Genomic DNA, 18,135 nt, shown 5'->3' with positions numbered 1-18,135 from the left:
TCCAGCTATTGAAAGCAATTTTATATTGACGTTAAAGTTTCTTTAAATAGCTTTTACGTAGGCTTGTCATACAAAAAGACAGTTAGACACCATTAAATTCACCCACACAATAATTATACAAATCCTTACTCTTTTTCTTTATCAAAAACTCTGGCTCTAATTGATCGCGGCAAATTAGCTAATTGTCCCCCACGAAATTGCTCTTCATAAACGATCAATTCCGAAAGCTTCTTTAATTTGTAAAGGTTTTCAAGTTGATCAATCGGAGTATCTCTTATATCGAGTGATTCAATTTTAATTGACTGCAGTTGTGATAAATCATCGATAGCTGAACCTCTCAGGTTTAATCGATCAATTCTCATAAAGCGAAGAACTGATTGCCCGGAGCTCTTATTATCCGGACCTTTGAGGTATTTTATTTGAGGAGATTTCAACTCTAACTTGTTACGGTTATTGGAATATTCATATCCCTCACCATCCCATTCTGGATTGAGTATTTTTATAAGTGATTTTACAGCAAAGCCAAAACTCGCGGTGTATTTAGATTTCTCAGATGCATATGCTAGCATTCTTTCACATATAGAAAAATCATTTTCTACATTTCCGCTGATATCATCAAAGAGTTGAGATAAATTTAGTATATCTAATTTATTTGTTTTTTTGTTAATCAAAGGCTCATATTTTTTGGCAAGCTCGACCAATAAAGGTGAGGGATTTTTGTATGGTGACTCTAATAATTTATCGAAACGCTGCATAATAAACAATGATAAAATATAACGCTCTCGAGCAATGGGATGGTCTGGGATTGTTTCCAGGATCTTTTCGGATTTGCTTAAAGTACTTTTTAATGACTCCGATGGGTACTGATATACAAAAGTTTCTGAGGCCAACTGAGCTTCCTGCAAAAAAGTTTCGGTAAGCTCATCGAGTAAATTATTGGCTTTGTTACGTTCATTTTTAAATTGCTCTGCGGCAACTTCAGCTCTTTTGCTAGCCTTTTTAGTTTCACTAATTTCCTCTTTTAGTGCATCAATAAAAAAGAAACTTAGACAAGTGATGAATATCAGAGCAATTAAGGTAATCAATGAAGCCGCTTTATTTCGCTTTATAAATAATTTAAACTCTTTATACAGGTTGCTATCTTCAGCAGCTGTTGAGTATCCTGATAGATATTTTTGAACATCTGATCTTAATTCCAAAACACTTGAGTAACGTTCTTCAGGTTTCAGAGCCATAGCTCTTTTTACTACGGCAACAAGACTATTAGGTAAAGTATAGTCCACCAGATCTTGAGGGTCTTTTAAAATCCCTCGTACAGTACATTTAAGCATGTATTCAATTTCACCTTCTAGTGGCCTCTTGTAAGTTAAAATAGAAAATAGAATTCCTCCTAAAGAGTAGATATCCGAGCGCTTATCAGGCTCTCTAGCTTTTTCGATTTGTTCAGGGGACATAAAACCAGGCGTACCGACAACTTTATTGTTGGAGCTTATATGGTTGAGTAAATCCACATCAAGAAGAGTTTCATATACACCTTCTTTATCGGTGTTGTTTAGTATTTTTCCTAGTCCCCAATCACAGACAAGAACCTCACCAAAATCACCAACTTGTATATTATCGGGTTTGAGGTCTAAGTGAATAACATTCTTTGAATGCGCAAAAGCCACTGCTTCGCAAATCTTAACAAAAATCATCAGTAGTTCATGTAATGAATAGCTCTTTAAATAACTTTCATCGGCAGAACTCAGTTTTTTAAATATATCTGATAATGAATCCCCCTCTTTGAGATCCATCGTAAAATAAGGCTGACCTTCATCATTGAGCCCCACATCATGAATAGAAATGATATTGGGGTGCTCAAGAAGAGCCGTAAGTCTTGCTTCTCTGAGAAAAACTTCGTAGAGCTTTTCATCTTGCGGATTACGTAACTCAGCAAAGGCCACATTTCGGGACGTGGAGAGATCAAAGGCTCGTTTAATGGATTTCATCCCCCCCGAATCAATCTGCTCCAGGTTCGTGTAACGCTCGGAAATCTCGCTGAGCTCGGAATAAATAGGAGACTCGCGAAAAGCTGATGGTTCCTCATGAAAGAAACTTTTTAATTTTTTAGCAAGTGCCCTATCTTCATTCATTTCATTCTTCGAATAAATACATTTCTGATTTTAAATTCGTGATCTCAACAACAAGTCTTTCTTTAACTCGATTTTTAAGTTTACTTACTGAGCTATAGGCAACATCCAGCTTTTCCGCAATCTCATTAGTGGGAACATTATCCATGCTCATTTCAAAAACCTGCATGGCTTTACCTGAGAAGTTTTCGCGTATACGTTCGAGTGCAGTTTGAACTACATAAACTTCCCATTCATTCTGAATAATCTTCTCAATCTCAGGTTGCACCACCGTGAGTTGATTTTGATTATCATCCCAAAATTTAGAATTCTTATTGTTTTGACTATTAACTTTTCGGTAATAATCAATCACTTTGTTATGAATAACTGTACTCATCCAGGTACGAAAACGGGCTTTATTTTTATCCAGCTCAAATTTTGGAAGGGCTTTCCAAAGAGAAATCAAAACAATTTGGCTAAGATCATCCTTGTCATTCTGGTTAACCCCCATCTCACTCAAAACGACTTTAACGAAATTCGAGTAATAAAAGGTAAATTCGTCCCAGGCATGGTGATCATCAGGATTTTTAGCTCTTTGTAAAAGAGATAAGCGAGTGTTCCAGTCATTACCTGCCATGAATTTATACCTTTGATTGACAATGTTTCAATGAATTAATAAAATATAATAATCCGTTTAAAGCACATACACAACTCAAAGTCATTCCTAACTGAGTCACAGTTTTAAAAAATGTATATTATCTGCTCCTAGATTAATTGTTTCTTACTTAATTACTTTGATTTAGTTCCAATAATTAACATTGAACCTGAACCCATTTTGTGTTCCTTAAATAATTTTAAGGATCCGTCTTTATTAATTTTAAACTGATAGGTCTTATTCGTTTTTACTGATGAAGTAAACAAAAAATCACCAGTCTCATCAACGGTAATCGACCGTGGACCACTAGCGGAAGTTTCGAATACACCTACTCGAGATAGAACCCTTCCACTCTTTGGATCCAGGCGAAAAGTGGTAATTGATGTGGGAGACTTTCTAACACCTCTATTGGGAACAAATAAGAATTGCTTATTGGGAGATAAGGCTACTGTCGTGGGCAAGACATGAACACCTTTATCAACAGTTGAGAACTCCTGCCACAACTTTAAACCATTTTCATCATATCTCAGAGAAGCTAGTCCCCCACCCTTTTCATATGTGCAGTAAACTACATTTTTTTGAGGATGAAAAGCCAGACTGCGAAAGGCTGAGAAACCCTGCTCTTCAAATTTTGCTCCTTCGAGATAAGGCGGATTTAAAGGTTCCAGTTCACCAGAGTCTGAATTAAGGCTAAATTGATAAAGTCGATTCTGCCCATTGTGAGGTATAAATACTAATGACCCGTCATTGGAAACGCCAATATCATGTGGGTTTTTAGTAGTTCTTATTTCCTGAATTTGTCGCCCCGTATGAAGATGCTCTTCCATTTCCAAAACTGATACTGTGTTAGCCCGGTAATTGTACTTAAGATAAAAGTGGCCGCATTTAGAAATAGTTCCGCTACCACCACTCTCTATTTTTGATTTACCCAAAAATGAAAGCTTTCCTTTTTGATTTATTACAGCCGTTCCCAGTTCAATAGTCTCATCGTTACTAATGGAAAAATAAATATGCTTAGAGTCACTCGACAGAGTCAATCCACCAGGACCTCCAGGTAATTTTAATTGGCTGAGAAATTGCAGATTTCCATTACTTGTGAGCAAATACTGTTCAATAACATTGTCAGCCTTTTTGGATAGGTAAAAATACTGCTCAGAATAAACTACCTGAATCAGACATACTAGACATAAATACTTTATCATAGCTCCTTAACTCGAACATTTTTCCATTTCACAGTAATAAGGTCCTTTTGACCTTTAGGGTGCCCCGGCATACCAAGGACAATTGGTCCCTTCATGGGATCTTCACTCTTATCCAATTTTTGACTCTTGAGAGTTTCTCGAACATCGTTCAATTCAGCAACTAACACACTATCAAACCAATGCTGAATTGTGTTGTCCTTGACTACAATTTTAACTTTGTGCCATTTATTTGTTTGAAACTCTACTTCCTTATGGTCAGCAATAAGGCTTTTACTTCCCGTGTAGCGAATTTCTGCCTCACCAGTTGTTTGTGGCCAATTACCAAAGCCATAAGTAAAGCCATACAAGCTTTTATATGTACGTCCTTTGCCTTTCCATTTTTTATCCAAAAACTGAGCATGATAAGCTACAAAAGCACCGCTCCTGAGGTTATTGGTCATTACTTCTGCTTCGAAAATAAAATCCGTATAAGACTTCTTTGTGCAAAGAAACTTTCCTATACTTTGATATTCTGATTCGACTGTAAATACATCTTCTTTAACTGAAAAAACTTTCTGTGACTTCTTACTCAAACGGCGACTGTTAAAACCATTTTCCTTTACCTCCCATTCCTGCTCAAAATTACTTGGTGAGTAATGAGACCATTCCCCCTCTAATCCAGAGACATTATTTGACCAAGCAAAGCTGGACGCTAACAAACATAGAATAGATCCTGTGTTTTTTAAATTCATTTCTCACTCCCTACTTCATTTTAAATTCATTACTGAGGACAATGTCACAGACAATGTCCCTCAGCAGGTAATTATTCTTTTTAGCTTTAGCTGAAAGACGACTGATTAATGCGGAGTCCGCAAAACCTACTTTCCTGGCAAATGCGTAGGAAGATAAGTTTTCGATAAATGCCTTGGCGAAATTGTCTTTATTTTTAAGCAATAGGTTCCGCTGCTCAAAATAATTTTTATACTCTCCTAATCCGGGAAGTTTTCCCTTAACAACAGTATTATTCTGTCGATTGATTCCTACCCATTGACCCGATTGATCAAAAGACTCAAGACCGAAACCAGCCGGGTCAATTGTTTTATGGCAGGACGCACATTGAGGCTTCGCTTGATGAGCTAAAAGCTTTTCTTTTATATTACCATGAGTTTGAACTTCCAGATCAGGTACATTTGGGGGTGGCTCAGGGGAATGAAGTCCCATCATTTTAGTTAAAACAAAATTACCGCGAAGAACCGGTGAACTTCTGTCACCATTTCCAAGCATGGCAAGAATAGCACCCATACCCATCAAACCACCTCTTGGAGAATTCTCTGGTAATTTGACTGCTTGAAATTTATTCTCTGAGATCTGAACTGGCAGTTTGTAATAGGAAGCCAAAGTTTGGTTGAGAACCAAAAAATCAGAATCGATCATATTTACGATACTCAGATTACTAATGAGTAATTTCCTAAAAAACTCCAATGGTTCCTGTTTTAAAAGCTTCTCCAATTGAACACTGTATTTCAAGGGACCTGAGTCATGAGAGTTTTTGACTTCGATCAGATTGAGATTTCCCATCTGCAACCATTTGTTGAAAAAACCTTCGCTAAAGGCGCGTGAGCGATTGTCCCTGAGCATGCGAATAAGCTGCTGTTTAAGCACCGATGGATTTCTTAACTTTTTGGAAAAAGCGAGCTTATGCAACTCTTTATCTGGCGGTGCGCTCCAAAGAAAATAAGAGAGTCGAATGGCCAGCTCTAAGTCTGAAATATACTTATTGTTAGTAGTCGATACTTCAGTGAGATAGACAAACTTGGGAGATGATAAAATAATTGCCAACGGTTCCTTAAAAGCCTCAATCTCATCAATGCCCTTTTTGATGCTATCTTTATAAATCCCCATCAAAAACTTATAAAATTCAAAAGAGATCTTCCGCCCGCGATAAGCTCTATTTGCGAAATATTTAATAACATTGCCTGCATAACGTTCATAGGATTCAGTATTTTTTTTAGCTACGGGAAAAATCTTTTTATAGGCATCAGGGGCAATACTTTTATCGTTATATTCAATAGCTAAAGATTTTAAAATTAGCTTCGGGGCATGGGGGTCGATAAGTGGAAATTCACCTTTTGACCTTTTCTTGCGCTTGCCCTTGTTGCCTTGCCCCTGATCAAGGTAAAATTTTATTTTTAAATTTGTCTTTATTTGACAGTAAACATTAAAAACAAGCACCTGCTTTTTATCCTTGAGTTTAGAGATATCTAAATGACGGTCGCCAATAACCAGGTAGACTTTGGTGCCGGCTTTTAAATTTTTGACTTGTGCCTCAATGGCAATTTTGTAATCACCCCAGCCATTAAAAAGCCCTTGCTTGCCTTTTTTTGTATTTATATGAATCTCCTCATTATGATCCAAGACCTGCCCTTCATCGACAAAGGGCTGCGCTAAATAACTTTGAAGATGATCATGCTTTGCTCTGAGGTCTTCACGATTATTCTTTCTCCCTGAACTTTTATTGCTCTGAAAATTCTTCTTTTTAATTTCTGCTATTTGCTTTTTAGCCCAGTCATTTTTTACTTGTGCTAAACTTCGTTCTTCAAAACGTATAGCTTTTAGTGGCTTTTTGGAAAATACTTTGTCTAAGGCGGTAAAAGCATATTCACGGTATTTACCCAATAAAAAAGATGAGACATAGAGACCCTCTCCATGGTTATCGTAATCTGCAGTATTTTGGTCATCTATCACATCTGCAGTATTTAAGCGCACACCCGTCAGTTCGTACATAGTATTGATATATTCACGCTTATTGAGGCGGCGCATAATCACTTCACGATTTTTCCCCTTATGAATTTTCTTAGCATTTTCAATTTGGTAAGTCAAAGTCTCCAAAACCTCAGTCAGCTCCTGATTACTAGGCTGGGGTTCATCTTCAGGCGGCATAGTTGCCCCATTAAGTTCATCTAAAATAAACTGCCATTGCTCAGCGGTATCTAAACTGGAAAAATTCATCGAAATATCATCGAGTCGCAGCTTACCTTTCTGCTTATCAGGGCCATGACAGGAAATACAATGCTTCTCCAAAAATGGTTTAAGCTTTCGAGAGAAATCATCGCAATAGATTGATGAAATCGTAAGAAATATGAGGGTCAGGTACTTCATACTCGTATTTCGTCTATCAGTCCATTACTGTGGGAAAAGCTATCGATCTCCAGACCGGCACTTTGCAAAATTGTGAGCCATAAATTACTCAAGCGATTTTTATCCTCTTTGAGCTCCACATAACCGGCTGGCTTAATTTTACCTTTTCCCTTACCTGTTACAATGATAGGTAACTTAATATTCATATGTCCGCTACGCACCCCGCTGCCGTAAGTCAAAATTGTATTATCAAACAGGCTGGAATTATCAAATTCCTTAATCGACTTAAGGCGCTCAATGAGATAGGAAAACAGTTCACTTTGGGCTTGGTCTTTGATGATTGATTGCTCAATTAATTCCTGCTTCCCACCATGATGATTAATGGGATGAGCATTACTTAATGATAACTCTTTTAACAAGGCGTTGAGCGGTTGACGGTAAGATATAACTCGCGTCAGATCAGTTTGAAGTGCTGCAACCATGAGGTCGTACATGACTTTAATCTGAGCTTTACCCTGCAGTCCTTTTTTAGGCTTGGTCATATCCGCCTTCGGCTTAGGTGTATCGATCCACTGCTCAGATTTAGTAAGACCTTTTTCTATGTGCCTAATAGAAGTGAAGTACTCATCCAATTTATCTTTATCAGACTTGGATACATTTCTTTCCAGGATACGACTTTGATAACGGAAAGCATCCATAATGCTCCTTTCTTTTTTGATCATCTCTCGTCGCTGCTCAACGGTCACTTTGCCATCGCCAAACAACTCATTGAAAAGAGCCACCGGATCAGTATAACCGGGTACAGGTTTCCCCAGTTTGTCCCATGCTAGAGACAAACCAGCTCCTGCACCTTCATTCCCTAAAGACGACAACTGCAATGATGAGTAACGGGTATTGACCCCAAGTTTTTCTGCCGCGAGTTGATCACAGGAAATTAAATCATAAATCCCACCATTGGACTTTCTAAAATTCATACATGTCAAATAATATGCCAATGTATTATGGGGGTGATGGGCATTGTGAAGTGGGGAAATATTCTTAAAGATGGTCAGATCATTTTTATGTTTCGCTAGAGGCTTCAGACCTTTTGTAATATCGAAATTTTTACCCGTAGAACTTGGGAACCAATTATTTTTACCCGTTACACCCCAGGGAAAACCAATGAACATAAGCCTTAGTGGTGGAGTACTTCTTTTTTCTCTAGCAAAAGTTTCCAGTGTAGGCAGAGCTAAAAAAGCACCAGAACCCTGTAAAAAATCCCTTCTGTTCATACAAAACCTTCATTCTTAGTTAATACTTTTACGAAGAGATAAGCTGCAGTGAGACAGAAGGAGGCTCCTAAACCTTATAAAAAGTATAAAAAACTTGCGAACTCTCATACTTTTTGCAAACTCCTTGTCGTTTTTGTAAAAATAAAGCGAAAGGACTAATTCGTTAAAATAAAAGAACTGACATGTGATGAAAAGTTTTGTCAGCTGTCTCTAATGTTCTAGTGATCACGTATAATTTATAAATACTTCTAAGGAAAAGTTTATGAGATTATATATTTTTTTATTTTTGGTTTTCATCAATATTTTACACTCAACAGAAAGAGTGAATTTTCTTTTTATAACGGCTGATGATATGAACTGGAATAGCGTTGGCTGCTTTGGTTCAGAGATCAAAGAAACGACTCCCCATATTGACCAACTTGCAAAAGAGGGAATGCGCTTTGCCAATGCTCATGTGGCCACAACAGTTTGCATGCCATCTCGCAATGCGATTAATTCCGGCAGACTACCTCACAGAAGTGGTGGAGAAGGCTTTCACCACTTCACCATCCCCAATGTCCCTACGATCCCATCTGTTTTGAGTAAGAATGGATACAAGGTCGGCATTCTTGGTAAAGTTGGTCACAGCACGCCATACAAAAACACGCATTGGGATCATGCCGAGGAAGTGGGACGAAATACGGAAGTCATCACTCAAAAAGCAGCAAAATTTGCGGACTCCGCAATTCAAGAAAACAAAGCCTTCTATCTAATCGTCAATTCCCACGATCCTCACCGCCCCTACTATAACTGGAAAAATGAGGGTAAAGAGCAGAGAAGCCACAAAGGCAAAGCACCAAATTCTCACCCCAGTAAAGTCTTTAAACCTCAAGACATGATTATTCCTGCTTTCCTTCCAGACACAAAGGAGATCCGTCATGAACTGGCCAATTACTACTGCTCTGTTCGTCGATGTGATGATTTAGTTGGTCGTCTAATGGATATGGTTCAAGAGAAAAGATTGCAGGAAAACACTATGATTGTTTTTCTTTCCGATCACGGAATGGGTGCGCCCTCCGCAAAAGCCAATGCCTATGTAAATAGCACAAAAACGCCAATGATCATAAAATACCCTCCTCTCATCAAAGCGGGCTCTGTTCACAAAGAATTCAGTTCTGTCCTAGACCTTTTCCCGACTATGCTTGATTTAGCTGGCATAGAATCTCCCGGAGGTTTTGATGGCCAAAGTCTAAAGAGCGTATTTAATGGTGGCAAACTAAAAGATCGTGATGAATTGTTTTTTACTTATTTCTACGCAAAAAACGGCAATGGTCACTACAATATGCGCACCGCTCTTGACCATAAGTATTCCTATACTTTCAATAGTTTTTATACAGGAAAAAGGCTCTACGCCACCTCTTCTCTTGGCGGTAACTTTTTTACGTCCATGGTGCAACAAGGCAAGACTGATCCCCACTGGAATAAACGAGCTGAATTCATTTTAAGACGTGCTCCAGAAGAGCTCTATGACCTTGAGAAAGACCCCTATGGCTTTAATAATTTGGCCAATAATCCCGAATACAGAGAAGTCATGGATAAATTCCGTAAAGCCATGGAGGCTAACATGGAAAAAACAAATGATTTTGTTAGTCCAGTATTCAATACCTACCAGGAAACAAAAGATCCTAAAAAAATGCGTGTAGCTTACGAGAAAGTTCAGGCCAGCGGCGTCTTTGTGGGTAATATTCCCAAAAGAGAAAAAGACATGAGTAAGTGGTCTAAGCCATAAGAGGAAGTTCGATAAAAATTTTCATTGAGATTAAAAAAGCATTATTTTATAAAAAAAAATTAATCAACTGTCCTTATATTAAAAGTGCTACCGAATGGGTATATATAATCAAAATTGAGGTCACATTATGAAAAAACAGAAATTCAGTCTCATTGAACTCCTTGTTGTTATCGCAATTATAGGAATTCTTTCCAGCTTACTTCTCCCCACACTCGGTAAAGCACGTAAAAAAGCTCAAAGTTCAGTATGCCAAAATAAGCTCAAGCAAATCTCCACGGCTTCCTTTATGTATGCTGAAGACAATGATGATTTTGCCCCTCTCAATGACGCCGACAACAGCGAATATTGGTCCAAGCGAATGTCGCAAAACTCATACCTACCAGAAATTAACGCAGCTAACAGCAATGAAAATGGAAGCCCCTACAAATGCCCTAATGGGGTAAATCTCGATACTTATTACACTAACAATTATTCCCAAAACTACCGCTTAGGCCAAATAGATGCCAATGGCACCGTTTACACTCCTTATCAACTAACTAGTAATCATGCCAGTCAAACAGCTTTTTACATGGATTCCTGGAAAGTACAGAATACACTTTTTAAATACAACCTTAAAGAAGCCAAAATTTACGATTCAAATGATCAGCAAGCTATAGCTCGCCATGAAGGCAAAGCCAATATTGCTTACATTGATGGCCACGTCAGCACATTAACAGGTAGCCAACTGCTCATCATTGGTAGTGAGGCTAACACTACCGAATTCTGGATTCCCTAAACTCAACATACTGGACAAATACTTATGATAAAAAAACTTGCTCTTTTAGCATGTTCCTTCGGCGCTGTCTTCGCCTCAGAAAAAACTAATATCCTCTTTATTTTTACTGATGATCATGCAACACAGGCTATCAGTGCCTATGGTGGTCGTTTTGCGAAGGTCGCACCAACGCCAAACCTCGACCGGCTCGCCGATGAAGGAATGCTCTTCAAAAGATGCATGGTTACTAACTCCATTTGCGGTCCCAGTCGGGCTACAATTCTAACTGGCAAGTACAGTCACCTTAATGGCTTTATGGTTAACGAAAAAACCAAATTTGACGGTAGTCAACAAACTTTCCCTAAACTTCTACAAAAAGCTGGCTACGAAACATCCATCATTGGCAAGTGGCACTTAGGCTCGACTCCGACGGGATTTGATCACTGGGACATCCTTCCTGGTCAGGGCATGTACTACAACCCTGATTTTGACAATGCTAAAGGCCGCTATCAGGTCGAAGGGTATTGTACTGAGGTAGTCACTGACAAAGCTCTTAACTGGCTCAAAAACGAGCGTGATAATTCCAAACCTTTCATGCTCATGGTTCAGCAAAAGGCTCCACACCGCGAATGGTCTCCTGCTCTCAAATACCTCAATGCTTTTGATGATGTTACCATGCCGGAACCGGATTCTCTTTTCGATGACTATGAAGGACGTGGCCATGCTGCTCGAAACCAGGATATGTCTATCGAAGTTTCAATGGAGCTGGGTAAAGACCTCAAAATAAAAGAGTTTGATAAAAAAGACCAACTAGCGAAACGCATTCACAAGCGCATGAATCCTGAACAGCTCAAAGCCTGGAACGCCGCCTACGAACCCAAAAACCAAGCCTTGCTTAAAGCAAAACCAAAAGGTAAAGACCTCGTTCGCTGGAAGTACCAACGCTACATCAAAGATTACCTACGCTGTATTAAATCTGTCGATGAATCCATCGGTCAATTGCTCAAATACCTAGACGAATCCGGGCTCGCAAAAAACACTATCGTTATTTATTCTTCAGATCAGGGCTTCTACCTCGGTGAACATGGCTGGTTCGACAAACGTTTCATGTATGACGAATCATACCGTACTCCTCTTATTATCCGCTGGCCAGGACACACAAAGCCTGGTTCAATTAATAGCCACCTCGTTTCCAACCTCGATTTTGCAGAGACCTTTTTAGAAGTAGCTGGTCAAGCTATTCCTGAAGACATGCAGGGTGCCTCTCTTGTTCCTATTCTAAAAGGACAAAACCCTAAGGACTGGCGTAAAACTCATTATTACCACTACTACGAGTTCCCAGGTTGGCACATGGTTCAACGCCATGAAGGTGCTTACGATGGCCGTTATAAACTCATGTATTTCTACGATATTAATGAATGGGAACTTTATGACCTGAAAACTGACCCAAAGGAAATGACAAATCAGTTCAAAAACCCTGAATATGCCTCAGTTCTTAAGCGTATGAAACAAGAACTCAACAAGTTGAGAATTCAGCATAAAGTCCCTAAAAACAAGATCAAAGATGTCTCCAATCCCAGCAAAAAGTATATCACCAATCACAAAGCCGAAGTCATTCAATAATAGCGCACTGGAATCCAATATGATTTATAAAATACTCGCCCTCTTAACACTCTCATTTTCATTATTTGCGGAGTCAGTAAAACCCAATATCCTTTTCATCACAGTTGATGACATGAACTGGGATTCAGTTGGAGCTTATGGATGTAAAATCCCCGAAATCACTCCTCACATAGATAGCCTAGCCAACGAAGGTTTGCTCTTTGAAAGAGCTTATGTACAGGCTTCTAACTGTTCCCCTTCTCGCGTGGTTTTCCAAAGCGGTCGCTACCCTAGTAGCAGCGGTATGCGCGGATTTTACATGGTAGATGCTAATTACCCCATGCTTCCTGAACTACTTCGCCAAAACGGTTATTTTACATCTGTAATCAACAAACCCCGCGACACGAGCTTTAACGATAAATACGATGAACTTTGGGATCACTCAATTATTCTCAAAGGTGCGGAAAAACGTGGCGCTCAGACATATGCAAAAGGTATGAGTGATTTCTTTGAACTTATCAAAGATAAAAACGAACCTTTCTACTGTGTGGTCAACATTGCCGATCCACATAAGCCATTTTTTAACGACCCAAAATCAAAAGAATCTGGCTTAGACGAATTTGGCCCAAGTCGAGTTTATAAGATATCAGAAATTACCGTCCCAGATTTTCTTCCCAAGCACCCTGGTGTTCGTATTGAAATGCGCAATTACTACAACTCAGTTAAGCGTGCAGATGATTGTATTGGCGCCATACTCAAAAGTTTAAAAGAAAGTTCCTATGAAGACAACACTTTAGTTATCTTTGTTTCAGATCACGGCATGCCCCTCCCCTTTGCAAAATCCTCTCTATATGGTAATGGCATTCGCACTCCTTGGATCATGAAGTGGCCAAACAAACTCAAGCCACAATCCAAAGATACTCAACACATGATTTCCGCAGTTGATTTCATGCCGACAATTCTCGATGTTTGCGGAATCAACAAACCCAAAGGACTCGAAGGAAGATCTTTCTTCTCAGTCTTAAAAGGTGAAGAACAAAAATATCGTGACTACGTTTTTGCTGAATTCAATGAAAATGCCATTGGTCTCGTATTTCCTACTCGCGCTGTCCACAACAAAAAGTTTTGTTACGTTTTCAACCCCTGGGCTGATGGCAAAAGAACTTTTTCCAGTGCATCATCTTCTCACAAATCATACAAAGTTATAAAAGAACTCTCTAAAACTGATCAGGAAGTCGCCAAACGCTTCAATCATCTCGTTTACCGTGATATTGAAGAACTCTATGATCTTGAGAAAGACCCTCACTGCCTCAACAATTTGGTTAAGAATCCTGAATACCTTGCTCAGCTCAAGCAAATGCGCGCTAAGCTGACTCAGCACATGACAAAAATAAATGATTATGCACTTGAAGCGATGAAGAACCGTGAATCACCTAAGAAGCTCGCACAATTTATGCAACAACAGGATAAGGAATCTATTCAAAGAGCCGAAGTTATTCAATGGAAAAGGCATAAAAATCGTGTTGGTGGCACTGGGAAAAATACCGAACTCTTTGCGTCACCCGCAAACCTTTAATTGTTTTTTACGTTTAGATGTAATAAACTATGATGCAATAGGAATCAAGTAAAAGGACTTTCATGAGCGCTGGCGACTGGAATACTCGACTCACTCTGTTACAAAGAGCTCAAGACCCTGATGACGATCAGGCTTGGGAAGATTTCACCCGTTACTATCACAAATTTGTGATGGTCATCCTTCACCAAATGGGGGTGAATGAAAATGACAAAAACGATCTCGCTCAAGAAGTCCTGCTTTCACTTTGGAAATCATTACCTAAGCTTGATTTCGATAGCTCACGCGCGCGCTTCCGTACCTGGATGAGTTCCATAATTCACCGTCGCGTTATAGATCATTACCGCAAGGTTCATCGACGCTCCAACAAAATTGAAAAATTTCGCAGTGAAGAAGAGCTTAGTGAATCTATTTCTCAACCCGAAATAGAAAAGCTAATCCAGTCTGAATGGGAGGTCTACGTTGTTCAAACTGCTATGGATCGTGTTAGTCCAATCTTTTCGGGGAAAGCCATGGAGGTCTTTAAACTCAGCATGGACAACATGCCTTCAGATGTCATAGCTGAAAAGCTTCACTTACAGCGAACTTCTGTTAATAAATTAAAGAACCGTGTCAAAGACCGCTTGCTCAAGGAAATTCAGCAGATTAAACAGGAAATGCATCTCTTCAATGAGTGACAATAATAAAGATTTTGCCCGTAAATTCGCTGGCCTTTTCCACGAAGCACCCAGTGAAGAAACTCCCATATATTCTGAGCTTCAGCATATAACTCAACGCTATCATTTCGTTGAGACAGTTGCTACGGGCGGGATGAAAACAATCACTAAAGTATTTGATCAGTCTACATCTCGACATGTTGCCATGGCTGAGTTACTACCAGATATTGATTCAACCTTTAATGAACTTTTTCTCAAAGAAGCTCGTCTCACCGCTCTCCTAGAACACCCCAATATCATTTCTATTCATGACATTGGCGTTAATGAAGATGCACGTCCTTTTTTCACTATGGATCTCAAAGAAGGCAACTCACTTCAGGATATTTTACGAAGACTTAAACAGCAGGATCAACATTACGTAAACGCCTACCCGCTTCACGAGTTACTCAGTATTTTTTTAAAAGTCTGTGATGCCGTTTCCTTTGCTCACTCGAGAGGCATTATTCATTTAGACCTTAAACCTGCCAATATTCAGGTGGGTCGATTTGGTGAGGTTTTAGTCTGCGATTGGGGCTTGGGAAAAATCCTCAACCAGCATGAAACTCAGGACTTTGAAGAAATCCTTCTCAATACAGATCTACTCAACCATGTAACTCAGCGCAATAGCGTTATGGGTACACCCGGCTACATGGCTCCTGAACAAACCGAAAAAGGTCATAGCCTGGACGATAGCTCAGATATCTTTGCATTGGGGTGTATTCTCTATTCATTACTCTGTTTAAAAGCGCCTTTTTCTGGTTCAACTGAAGAAGTTCTGGAGAAAACCCGAAAAGGAGAAATAATCAAGCCTGACAACGACCTTGGAAGACTTATACCCGAAAGCCTTATAGCCGTTGTCAATCGTGCCATGAAAAGTGATAAAAATCAACGATATAGTTCTGTAGGTCAAATAAAACTAGATGTCCAAAAATACCTTTCCGGCTTTTCTACTGAAGCAGAAGAAGCCAGTTTAATGAAAGAACTCCACCTTTTGATAAAGAGGAATAAAGCTGAAGCACTTACCTGCATGGCCGCTTTAATCATTATTTTTTCACTTTGTTTTTACTTTATTGGAGCTCTAAAAGCACAGGTTGATGTTGCCAAAAATGAAACAACAAAAGCAGAAGAAGCTGCACACAATCTCCAAATCGAAAAAGATAAATCAGATCAACTTTTACAAGAGAGTCAGGACCTACTCAAACGCCTCACTCAAAACTTTTTATCTGAATCAGAACTGAATTCAAAAACGTTCATTTATGAATATCCGCTTAAATCTCTCAATAAAACTCTAAACAATGCCAGAGAGCTGCTGAAAATTGATCCGGAAAATACCAATGCTAGACACCATCTCATATTTTCGCTCTTTCTCATGCAACGTTTTGATGAATTAAATGCATTACCTTTTCAGGAGTACAAGGTTCTTCGCGAACTCAGTAAAAAATACGTCGACGCACCGCGAGATCCTATTGGTTTAATCAAGGTTAATTCACTAGCCAATTTAATTGCCGATTTAAGAAACAAGTTTAAATACGATTACTCTGTGGCTTTACGCCTAATTGCCTATGACAACAAAGTGCGTGGCAACGCAAATTATTATAGTCAGGCCGTTGTTGAGATTTTAAAAATGATTAACCCAAGTTGGGATAAAAAAGGCTTCAATTACTCCTACAGAGAACAAAGACTTGTGATCAGTTCAAAAAGTATTGAATTTCTAAAAAGCCCCGAATATTATGCCTCGGGAAAAACACCAGTTTCATTCCTGAATATCGTATCGTTGAAAATTACAGGCACATCAATAAAAGATATATCCGAGCTTGATGGTCTTAAAATTTCTATACTGGACATTAGCTACAGTGACATTATTAATTTAGATAAACTTTATAAAATAAGAAGCTTAAAAAAGCTCATTATCCACAAGGGGCAATTTCCACAAAAACAGATTAAAAAGATCAAAGAATCCATCAATGTTGAAATTATTTAAGTCTGCCTGTCCTTATTGAGAATGTTAAGGCGAATGAGTATAAAAACACCAAGGCTTTTACATGTTCAAAAAACTTACTTATCTACTTGTTATTTTAGTCACTCATTCTCTTAGCTCAGCCGATCTCCCGAATATTCTCTTCATCATGGTAGATGACCTTGGGTATCGCGATCTTTCAGCCTATGGCTCTCCGGATATTCAAACTCCACGTATTGACCAGCTAATGAAAGACGGCATGCTCTTTACCGAATTCACTGCAAACAGTTGCGTATGTTCACCTTCGCGTGCAGCTTTTCTCACAGGTAAAAACCAGGACATGGTTGGCGTCCCTGGAGTTGTGCGTACTCACGATCACAATTCTTGGGGTTATCTTGACCCCGAAGCAAAAACTATTGCTGATGCCTTTCAGGCAAATGGCTACAGAACCAGCCTCATAGGCAAATGGCATCTAGGCCTCACTTCTCCAAATACACCAAACGAAAGGGGCTTCGAGGTATTCCACGGTTTTTTAGGAGATATGATGGATGACTACTGGGAGCATACTCGTCATAATATTGCCTACATGTACAAAAATGATCAACGCGTTGAAACAAAAGGAACTCACGCAACAGATATATTCACTAATTGGTCAATCGAAGAAATTCGTCAGGCACACAAAGACTCACGTCCTTTCTTCCAATTTCTGTCTTATAATGCCCCTCACGACCCCATCCATCCCCCAGAAGAATACTTTAAATACTTTCAAAAGCGCAACCCAAATGCTACAGAGAAACGTGCTAAGCTAGGTGGTCTCATTGAACATATGGATTATTCCATTGGCCGCGTTTTGGACTGCCTTGAGGAACTTGGCATCACGAATAACACCCTCATAGTTTTCACTTCTGACAATGGCGGAAAAATCAAATATGGTGCAGATAATGGTGAACTCCGTGCAGATAAAACAAACATGTATGAAGGAGGACTGCGCGTTTGCACTTCCTTTACCTGGCCTGAAAAAATCCCAACAAATAGTACTTCTAATTTTAATGCCATGACTATGGATTTTATGCCAACTCTTCTTGACGCTGTAGGCCTTAAGGTCCCTCAGGGTCTCGATGGGCAAAGTATTTTCACTGAGCTTCAATCAATGAACCAAAAACCTTTAAAACGCCAGCAATTTTACACTTGGCTTCAAGGTTTCAAAAAATATGCTCTGAGAATTGACAATTTTAAGCTTGTAAAGAACACTAAAAAGCCCAAGTATGAGCTCTTCAACCTAGCTAATGACCCCACTGAAAAAATGGATTTAAGTAAAAAATTTCCAGAGAAATTTAGCGAGATGCGCAAAATTATGGATAAATACCTAGTTCAAGCTAATCAGGTTAATTGGCAACGCCCTTCACAAAAAAACTCTAAATAACTGTCCTATT

13 protein-coding genes are annotated in these 18,135 nt (G+C 39.1%); 7 read left to right on the top strand and 6 right to left on the bottom strand.

Annotated features, from left to right (window positions below; genetic code table 11):
* Positions 1–125: 125 nt before the first annotated feature.
* The 6 genes from PQO01_RS06730 to PQO01_RS06705 all read right to left on the bottom strand — a co-directional run bounded on the left by PQO01_RS06730 (position 126) and on the right by PQO01_RS06705 (position 8,353).
* A complete protein-coding gene (locus PQO01_RS06730; protein ID WP_274313267.1) occupies positions 126–2,132 on the bottom strand; it encodes a serine/threonine-protein kinase in 2,007 nt (668 codons plus the stop codon).
* Between the two features lies 1 nt (position 2,133).
* Entirely contained in the window at positions 2,134–2,745 is a 612-nt protein-coding gene (locus tag PQO01_RS06725; protein ID WP_274313266.1) for a sigma-70 family RNA polymerase sigma factor, read from the bottom strand.
* 152 nt (positions 2,746–2,897) lie between these two features.
* Complete coding sequence (locus PQO01_RS06720) at positions 2,898–3,965, bottom strand: lactonase family protein (protein ID WP_274313265.1); 1,068 nt, start codon at positions 3,963–3,965, stop codon at positions 2,898–2,900.
* Entirely contained in the window at positions 3,962–4,696 is a 735-nt protein-coding gene (locus PQO01_RS06715) for a 3-keto-disaccharide hydrolase (protein WP_274313264.1), read from the bottom strand. The genes PQO01_RS06720 and PQO01_RS06715 overlap by 4 nt, the downstream gene beginning before the upstream one ends.
* A 10-nt stretch (positions 4,697–4,706) precedes the next feature.
* Positions 4,707–7,103, bottom strand: a complete 2,397-nt coding sequence (locus PQO01_RS06710; RefSeq protein ID WP_274313263.1) for a DUF1592 domain-containing protein — start codon at positions 7,101–7,103, stop codon at positions 4,707–4,709.
* The gene (locus PQO01_RS06705) at positions 7,100–8,353 is read right to left on the bottom strand and encodes a DUF1552 domain-containing protein (protein WP_274313262.1); all 1,254 of its coding nucleotides are present in this window, start codon (positions 8,351–8,353) and stop codon (positions 7,100–7,102) included. Before PQO01_RS06705 ends, PQO01_RS06710 begins: the two co-directional genes overlap by 4 nt.
* Before the next feature lie 262 nt (positions 8,354–8,615).
* Here PQO01_RS06705 and PQO01_RS06700 point away from each other — a divergent pair, with 262 nt between their 5' ends.
* The 7 genes from PQO01_RS06700 (at position 8,616) to PQO01_RS06670 (ending at position 18,125) form a co-directional block, all read left to right on the top strand.
* On the top strand, positions 8,616–10,121 hold the full coding sequence (locus tag PQO01_RS06700; RefSeq protein ID WP_274313261.1) for a sulfatase family protein: 1,506 nt from the start codon (positions 8,616–8,618) through the stop codon (positions 10,119–10,121).
* A gap of 127 nt (positions 10,122–10,248) precedes the next feature.
* Positions 10,249–10,896, top strand: a complete 648-nt coding sequence (locus tag PQO01_RS06695) for a prepilin-type N-terminal cleavage/methylation domain-containing protein (RefSeq protein ID WP_274313260.1) — start codon at positions 10,249–10,251, stop codon at positions 10,894–10,896.
* Positions 10,897–10,920: 24 nt separating this feature from the next.
* Entirely contained in the window at positions 10,921–12,498 is a 1,578-nt protein-coding gene (locus PQO01_RS06690; protein WP_274313259.1) for a sulfatase family protein, read from the top strand.
* 19 nt (positions 12,499–12,517) lie between these two features.
* Positions 12,518–14,053, top strand: a complete 1,536-nt coding sequence (locus PQO01_RS06685; RefSeq protein ID WP_274313258.1) for a sulfatase family protein — start codon at positions 12,518–12,520, stop codon at positions 14,051–14,053.
* Between the two features lie 62 nt (positions 14,054–14,115).
* Complete coding sequence (locus PQO01_RS06680; protein WP_274313257.1) at positions 14,116–14,727, top strand: RNA polymerase sigma factor; 612 nt, start codon at positions 14,116–14,118, stop codon at positions 14,725–14,727.
* Positions 14,720–16,726 carry a serine/threonine-protein kinase gene (locus tag PQO01_RS06675; RefSeq protein WP_274313256.1) on the top strand — a complete coding sequence of 669 codons (2,007 nt, stop codon included), beginning with the start codon at positions 14,720–14,722 and terminating at the stop codon, positions 16,724–16,726. Before PQO01_RS06680 ends, PQO01_RS06675 begins: the two co-directional genes overlap by 8 nt.
* A 61-nt stretch (positions 16,727–16,787) precedes the next feature.
* On the top strand, positions 16,788–18,125 hold the full coding sequence (locus tag PQO01_RS06670; protein WP_274313255.1) for a sulfatase family protein: 1,338 nt from the start codon (positions 16,788–16,790) through the stop codon (positions 18,123–18,125).
* Positions 18,126–18,135 lie beyond the last annotated feature (10 nt).

The sequence above is a fragment of the Lentisphaera marina genome (assembly GCF_028745505.1).
Taxonomy (GTDB): Bacteria; Verrucomicrobiota; Lentisphaeria; order Lentisphaerales; family Lentisphaeraceae; genus Lentisphaera; species Lentisphaera marina.
Note: the sequence above shows the minus strand (reverse complement) of the source record. Positions and strands in the feature narration are given on the sequence as shown.

Coding starts and splice junctions, on each gene's coding strand:
- PQO01_RS06730 (WP_274313267.1), bottom strand. CDS start 2,132: ATGAATGAAGATAGGGCACTTGCTAAAAAATTAAAAAGTTTCTTTCAT.
- PQO01_RS06725 (WP_274313266.1), bottom strand. CDS start 2,745: ATGGCAGGTAATGACTGGAACACTCGCTTATCTCTTTTACAAAGAGCT.
- PQO01_RS06720 (WP_274313265.1), bottom strand. CDS start 3,965: ATGATAAAGTATTTATGTCTAGTATGTCTGATTCAGGTAGTTTATTCT.
- PQO01_RS06715 (WP_274313264.1), bottom strand. CDS start 4,696: ATGAATTTAAAAAACACAGGATCTATTCTATGTTTGTTAGCGTCCAGC.
- PQO01_RS06710 (WP_274313263.1), bottom strand. CDS start 7,103: ATGAAGTACCTGACCCTCATATTTCTTACGATTTCATCAATCTATTGC.
- PQO01_RS06705 (WP_274313262.1), bottom strand. CDS start 8,353: ATGAACAGAAGGGATTTTTTACAGGGTTCTGGTGCTTTTTTAGCTCTG.
- PQO01_RS06700 (WP_274313261.1), top strand. CDS start 8,616: ATGAGATTATATATTTTTTTATTTTTGGTTTTCATCAATATTTTACAC.
- PQO01_RS06695 (WP_274313260.1), top strand. CDS start 10,249: ATGAAAAAACAGAAATTCAGTCTCATTGAACTCCTTGTTGTTATCGCA.
- PQO01_RS06690 (WP_274313259.1), top strand. CDS start 10,921: ATGATAAAAAAACTTGCTCTTTTAGCATGTTCCTTCGGCGCTGTCTTC.
- PQO01_RS06685 (WP_274313258.1), top strand. CDS start 12,518: ATGATTTATAAAATACTCGCCCTCTTAACACTCTCATTTTCATTATTT.
- PQO01_RS06680 (WP_274313257.1), top strand. CDS start 14,116: ATGAGCGCTGGCGACTGGAATACTCGACTCACTCTGTTACAAAGAGCT.
- PQO01_RS06675 (WP_274313256.1), top strand. CDS start 14,720: ATGAGTGACAATAATAAAGATTTTGCCCGTAAATTCGCTGGCCTTTTC.
- PQO01_RS06670 (WP_274313255.1), top strand. CDS start 16,788: ATGTTCAAAAAACTTACTTATCTACTTGTTATTTTAGTCACTCATTCT.